The following is a 6,489-nucleotide window of genomic DNA, read 5'->3' on the forward strand; positions in this document are numbered from 1 at the left end:
GGCCACCTCATGATCATCTGGCTTAGACACCACAATGATCACGAAGCCCGTGCCTGCTCTGCTATGCGCCCCAACCGGTCACAACCCGACCAGCCGCACGACCCCGGAACTTGCAACCGCCCTGGTGGTCTTGGCCTCCAGACCCCGCAGAGCGAGCGGCATATTGGCGTTCCCGAAGTCGGCAAGCGACTGGTTGGAGCGCGTCGGGTCGATCCCGCGCAGCGCCGCGGCCAGGAGCGCGTCGATACACTCCTGCGCTTCCTCTGCGGTCGCTCGTGCTTCCGACAGGGAACGGCGTTTGCCGGTATGTGGATCGGTCCAGCGCACGCGCGCCCGGTAGGGGACCGGCCGGTTCGCGCGGTGCTCGATATCGGCCGACAGCGGCACGGCGATCGGCAATTGCTCTATGTACGGCATCAGACCGCCTGCGCGGGGTCGATGCGGCGATCAGCCAGCCACCGTTCGACATCGCCGGCGCCGTACATCACCACCCGCTCCGACAGGCGAACGAAAGGCGGTCCCTGCGGGGGCCGGGCAGTCCTCCATCGACGGACCGAGGAGGCGTCGACCCGCAGCAGACGCGCTATCTCCTCGGTCGTGTACCACCCGCCGGCCAGTGGGCCGGGCGATGGCTCGTCATGCAGGGGACGGGAATTTTCGGTGGTCGGTGCTTTTGGGTGCATGGACTTCCCGGGGGGTTGGAGGAGCAGGGTTGAGTGCGGCAACCAGTTGCGGATTTCGGGAGGCTGCGGGGAGGGGAATTTTCAGGGCGCCGGGCGGTGCTCGGGCAAGACACACCATTAAACAGAAGGCGCACGAAGTCCAGCCCAATTTTCGCTAGTTCTCCAACGGAGAACGCCGATACCGGCCAGCGCCCCCTAAACAGTTCCAAAGAGTCGCCTGAGGAAAAGCTTGCCCTGTGAAGCCTGGCCGCATTTCTGGATTCCTCAATGGGTCCCGGAACAGGCTCCGAGCAGTCGTGGGCATGGTGTAGTGCTGTCGGCTGCGTTGCGTTGTGTAGGGGTGGTGTCGTCGGGTCTATGCGAAGTTGAGCCGGTGGCGTCCTTGGGCCATCAATGATCCGCAGTATCGCCGGTTTGGCCAACCGGCGATCCCGCGCTATGTTGCTGATCCTCGAAGGGGTTGGGCGCACAACCATGCAGGCGCAGTGCCGCGGTTCAGGGGAAGCCCGAAGTCCCACAGGCACCTCGCGGACTGCCTGCGTCGCGGAAGAGGCGCCGGCCGTCATGGCCGCTGGTGTGCTGCCCGCCGTCGTACGGGCCACCGATGAGCACGAACTGCGCCAGCGTCAGGTCATTTCCTGACGCGAACCATGTGCCTCCAGTCCCCACGTACCCTCGACGGAGCCATGTCGAAATCGCCTCGCTACGGAAGCAGCGTCTGAGCTTCTGCCAACGCCAAAGAGGGAGATCGTGAGTTTCCTCCGGTAATAGCTCCTCGCACTCCGATGCAAGCCGGGCAGGCTGGCACGCAAGGAAGCTAGGTGCCGAATTCGAAGGTGTGCAATACCGGAGGTAGCGTGACCGAGGGCCGGTCGCGTCCAGCCTTGGACGAAGCACTCAACACGAACCGCAGTGGAGCCCACATGGAAACCACGCCGAGGGCCCGGTTCACGGGAGGCGAGTAAGCTCATCGCACAAGCCAGCATTTTCACCTGCCTGACCAACTCCAACGATCTGGCTACCTTGTACACCCGCGGCAAGCCGCCGCGGTCAACCCGATTGACTGCAACTCGCCATCCTCTTTGGCCTGTTCGTCTTCGTTGCCAGCCTCTGACCGACTCGCCGCCTACCCGCCTGCACTACTGGCGCGCGCCTCTGCGGAGCACAACTGTGCCGCCACGATACTGATCAGTTGTCGCGGAACGGACCGGACAGCTCCGTGACCTGCTGGGATAGTCGGCCGTGGGGTGCTGACCAGCGAATATGGTCTTTTGGTTGTTTCACGGCGATGCGCGTTGGTGCGGCCGGAAGTCCCAGAAAAGTCCCGGAACTGGGTCCACTTGTGGGATTCCGCGCAGAGGACGAGGCCGTACCTGGGCGGGGGTTCGTGCGTCGGTGTTCGGACTTGGATGAACGGCATCGTACGTTTCTGCGAGAGTTCACGGCTGGCGTGGATGAGCTAGTGGCTGGTCACGCAACGTTGGCCGGGTAAACACGTTGCTTGACTCCGTAGCCTTGCGGCATGACGCGCAAGGGTAGGTATCGGTGGCGGACCCGGCTGCGGCGGGGCCTGCCGTGGTTCCTGGTCGATCGCGGGATCACCGGGAAAGGCACCGATGATTGCGGTGCGCACGAGTGGTACAACCACGACGGCGTTATCGCGCGTTGCTACCACTGCGAGGTCGGCGAGCGGTCCTGGCGGTGAGAGCCGGGGCGGCACTGTGTCCTGCGGGTAATTGATCTGGTCCGGTCGGGTTGGCAGGCTGTCTCCTGGAGCTGATTCTTGGAGGTGGTCGTGGCTCGTCGACCTGAGGTGTTCGTCCGGTCGTTATCGATGGAGGAGGGCCGCAGGCTGCAGCGGATCACCCGGACCGCCAGGGATCCGGTGAAGCTGCGGCGGGCGATCGTGGTGATGATGTCCGCCCAGGGCCAGTCGGTCCCGAACATCACCTCGCTGATGCAGGTCACAAGTGACTACGCGCGTGATGTGATCCACGCGTTCAACGAGCGGGGGTTCGAGGCCCTGGACCCAAAATGGAGCGGGGGCCGTCCGCCGACGATCAGCCAGGACACGCGTGAGCGGATCTGCCTGATCGCCCGGACGGTCCCCGCCGAGTGGGGCATCACCGGCATGTCGACCTGGAGCTTGAGAAGCCTGGCCGCCCATCTGGCCGAGCGGAAGGTCGTGGCCTCGATAAGCCGCGAGCACCTGCGCCGGATCCTGCGCAAAGCCGGGGTGTCCTGGCAGACCACCACGACGTGGAAGTCTTCCAACGATCCCGACTTCATCGCCAAGATGCAGCGCGTCCTGGACCTGTATGACCATCCGCCTTCGGACGGCCGGGTGGTCTGCGTCGATGAGTTCGGGCCGCTGAACCTGATGCCCCGCAAGGGCAAGTGCTGGCGGCCGACAGGCCGACCGGCCCGGCTGCGCGCTACCTACAACCGCCACGACGGGGTGATGCACATGCTCGCAGCCCTGGACCTGGCCACCGGCCGGATGTTCTACCGGATCCGCAAGCGCAAACGGTGGCAGGAGTTCCTGTCGCTCCTCAAGAGTCTCCGGGCCCGCTGGCCCGGCGAGAAGCTGTACGTGATCGCCGACAACTACTCGCCGCACAAGCACGCCGAGGTCCGTTCCTGGACCGCGGGCAACCAGGTCGAGCTGGTGTTCCTGCCTACCTACGGGTCCTGGTTGAACTGGATCGAGTCCGAGTTCGCCGCGCTGCGGTACTTCGCGCTCAACGGCACCGACCACCGCAGCCACGCCGAGCAGAACGCCGCCATCGCCGGCTACGTCCGCCACCACAACAAACAGGCCCGCCCCAAGACCAACTTCGCCACGAGCTCACCAATCCGCAGCTGGACCACTTACCCGGCCAAGGCTGCGTGACAAGCCACTAGCTCGAAGCGGCGGCATGTCGTTCGCCTCGGTCCCGGGGGCCAGACAGACCACATGGCTGGTTCAAGGGGCGAGACAGTCTACGGAGCAGAACCAGTCGCTGGAGGCCAGGGCGCGAAGTGTGACCGGCGTCCAATGGTTGGGGCCTATGGTCTCCCCTTCTTCAAAACTGCAGGCGAGGTCCTCCAGGAAGTCGCGGACCGCTGTGGCGCCTCCCACCGTGTGCTGGCGCCGCGCGGACCCTTGAAGGCCGCCGATGAAGGTGGAGGCTTGTGCCCCATAGAGAGCGGCGAGCCCGAAGACGTCGAAGTGATAGCGGACGCGCGCTGTCAGCAGACCCTCCCAGCTGGGCGGTGCGTTGACGAAGAACGTCAGAAAGGTGGGCGTTTCCTCGGCAACCTGGGCGCCGAGCCACTGGACGTCGCCGAGGTTGTCGAAGTACGGGTGAAGGGTCTGTTCTTCAGCGCAGCCGGGAGCGGTGTCGCTCTTGGTCTTGTTGCAGTCGCTGCAGGCGGGGATCAGGTTCGTCGGTGCGACAGCGAGCAGGGCGAAGATGCTCTTGGGAAGGTGGTGGTCGAGGGTGGTGACGTCGCGGTGGTCGCACAGCGGGCACCTTGCAGGGGCTGTTCTCAGTTCGTCGTAGACGGGTCTGGCCGGGGCGGCTGCCTTGGCCATCCGCTGGGTGTAGTTCTTCAGCAGCTCGACGTGGTCTATCACGGTGCCCGGCGTGAACGCTGCCGGGTCGAGGGTATGCAGGATGGTGGCGCGCACCGCGGCGTCGAAGACCGCCGCCGCTTCGGCGATGCCGTCCTCGAAACCTGCCAGGCGCTGTTGGAGGCCATCGTCGCGGATTTTGCTGATGCACAGCCGGTAGGTGTCTCGGGCAGAGTGCACGGGTAGAGGGAGCGGGCGCATCAGAGCGGGCGCTCCCGGCGGTCGCGGACGGCGATCAGCACACGCACCAGGCTCTTGGCTTCGCTGCCGAGCTCTCCGCCGAAGCGTTCGATGACCCCGTGGTAGGCCAGGCCGTCGTTCACGGCCTGCTCTAGGTCCCGATGGAAGCCCGACCGCGTGACTTCGAGCCCGAATGCCTCATGGGTGAGGATGCTCACGTTCTCGCCGAAGGTCTCGATGGCGGGTCGCATGGCCCGCATGACCTGCCCGGACCGGCGAAGGACCCACACGCATTTGCGGGGCGTTTCCTGCAGGACCACGGGTGAGTGGGTAGCGATGACGGCGACGCCGTTGCGGTCGGCGAGGAGGTCGGAGACGGCCCGGATGAAGGCGGCCAGCAGGGGCGGGTGGAGATGGGTCTCGGGCTCGTCGATGAGGACCAGGGTGGTCTCGGTGACGAGGTCCGCGAGGTTGGTGATGGCGAGCAGCACGATCTTGTGCCCAGAGCTGAGCCTGTCGAACGCATCCTCGGAGTCGGCTGGGAAGTAGTCGGGCGCCAGCCGGCTGGTTGCGAGTATGTCCGCGTCCCGGAACAGCGGGTCGGCCTCGGCCAGGGTGGCCAGGGCGGTCTGCCAGCGATCCAGCCGGGCTCCGGTAAGTCCCGATACCAGTTGGCCGAAGCGCTCGGTGGGCGCCATGTCGTCGCTGTGGATACTGCCGCGGGCGAGCGTGACATGGGCGTGGTGGGTTCCATTGGCCTCCTGCACGGGGGTGAGGAGGTCGAAAGCGCTGGAGGCAACGGAGACCATGTTGGTGAAGACGGGCCCGGTGCCGGTCAGGTTGGTGACCTGGCCGACTTCCTCCACGGTGGCGGATCCGTCTGCGACTGCTCTGGCCAGGTGGCTGAGCAGACGCGTTTTGCCGACGCCGTTGCTGCCGATCAGGGCGTGCACGTTCGTCGGTGGCGATGCCCCCGGCTTCACCGTGAACGAAAGGGTCAGGGGATCCCCTCCCCCGATCCTCGGGGCCGGGGCCGTGTAGGAGAAGTCGAACGGCGTCAGCCGGGCGCCGCCCCGGGCGATCCGATGGAACTGGTGGACCACCGTCTCCCGGGAGACCGAACGAAGCAGCGACGCCCGCGTCACCTCTTCGTCGAGGGCTCTGGCGAGCAGTTCCTGGTCGTAGGCGACGTCGCGCAGGGAGACCAGGACCGCGAGCCGGACGTCATCGCCCAGGTCGCGGAGCATTTCGTAGTAGGTGTCGTCCTGTCCGAGGGAGAAGAACCCTTCGTCGACCGACTCGAAGTGATCGGCCAGCGTCGTACGCTCATGCTCGCGCATCCCGAACCGGCCGATCTTGACCTGCCCGGCCTCGTGAATCTCCGTGCCGTCGCTGTAGAGCAGGCGAAAGGTCGTCTTGAAGTGGTAGTCGTCCCAGTCGTCCTCGACCAGGAACACCTGGCGCGCGACGCGCACCCGAGGTCGCGTCCGGACGGGCAGGACGGTGAACTGCACGCTTCCTCCCTGAGCGGCACCCTGCCGCGAAGTCGGCCAGGACAGCGCTCACCCACACGCGGAACATCAGGGCGCACCATCCACAGGCGATAAGCCTAGTTACCGGGCAGGCCCGTACGCCGCCACAACCACTTTTCTCCCGCACCAAACCCGCCGGTCCCGGGCCCCGTCTCCTGGGCCGGATGTGCCCCTCAGCCCCGCTGCGTCCGGGCAGCGGGCCGCAGCGGCTTCTTGCGGACCTGGCAGTGCAAGAGTTCATGGATGACCTCGCCACTCCCGCTGTCCCGCCACGCGGCGAAGTAGTAGTACGTCGCGCTCATCTGCGGCAGATTCATGCGGCAAGTAGGCCCACTGGCAGCCGGCTCGGTGCTAGTGTCCTGCGCCGGAGATCCGTCGGCAGAAGCGTGCGAGGGAGTCGAGGATCTCTTCCGCCGTCTTGGTCCAGATGAATGGCTTGGGATCCTCGTTCCAGTTCTTCACCCAGGCGCGGATGTCG

At 65.8% G+C, this 6,489-nt stretch carries 6 protein-coding genes and 1 pseudogene; 2 read left to right on the forward strand and 5 right to left on the reverse strand.

What is annotated here, in order from left to right:
• Positions 1-78: 78 nt before the first annotated feature.
• Together O3W51_RS46720 and O3W51_RS46725 are read right to left on the reverse strand one after the other, a co-directional pair.
• Positions 79-417, reverse strand: a complete 339-nt coding sequence (locus O3W51_RS46720) for a hypothetical protein (RefSeq protein ID WP_269290093.1) — start codon at positions 415-417, stop codon at positions 79-81.
• Positions 417-683 carry a helix-turn-helix transcriptional regulator gene (locus tag O3W51_RS46725; protein ID WP_269290095.1) on the reverse strand — a complete coding sequence of 89 codons (267 nt, stop codon included), beginning with the start codon at positions 681-683 and terminating at the stop codon, positions 417-419. Before O3W51_RS46725 ends, O3W51_RS46720 begins: the two co-directional genes overlap by 1 nt.
• A 1,522-nt stretch (positions 684-2,205) precedes the next feature.
• Between O3W51_RS46725 and O3W51_RS46730 the strand changes: the two genes are divergently transcribed.
• Positions 2,206-2,388, forward strand: coding sequence for a hypothetical protein (locus O3W51_RS46730; RefSeq protein ID WP_269290097.1), 183 nt, complete (start codon positions 2,206-2,208; stop codon positions 2,386-2,388).
• Positions 2,389-2,478: 90 nt separating this feature from the next.
• Entirely contained in the window at positions 2,479-3,576 is a 1,098-nt protein-coding gene (locus tag O3W51_RS46735) for an IS630 family transposase (RefSeq protein ID WP_269290099.1), read from the forward strand.
• A gap of 72 nt (positions 3,577-3,648) precedes the next feature.
• Here the strand turns inward: O3W51_RS46735 and O3W51_RS46740 are convergent, their stop codons facing one another.
• The 3 genes and pseudogenes from O3W51_RS46740 to O3W51_RS46750 all read right to left on the reverse strand — a co-directional run.
• Positions 3,649-4,479: a hypothetical protein gene (locus O3W51_RS46740; RefSeq protein ID WP_269290101.1), complete on the reverse strand. Its 831-nt coding sequence runs from the start codon at positions 4,477-4,479 to the stop codon at positions 3,649-3,651.
• 20 nt (positions 4,480-4,499) lie between these two features.
• Positions 4,500-5,993, reverse strand: coding sequence for an AAA family ATPase (locus tag O3W51_RS46745; RefSeq protein WP_269290103.1), 1,494 nt, complete (start codon positions 5,991-5,993; stop codon positions 4,500-4,502).
• A 218-nt stretch (positions 5,994-6,211) separates the two neighbouring features.
• Positions 6,212-6,359: pseudogene (locus O3W51_RS46750) on the reverse strand (IS5/IS1182 family transposase); the annotation flags it as partial.
• Positions 6,360-6,489: the final 130 nt, after the last annotated feature.

The sequence above is a fragment of the Streptomyces sp. H39-C1 genome (assembly GCF_027158125.1).
Classification (GTDB): Bacteria; Actinomycetota; Actinomycetes; order Streptomycetales; family Streptomycetaceae; genus Actinacidiphila; species Actinacidiphila fildesensis.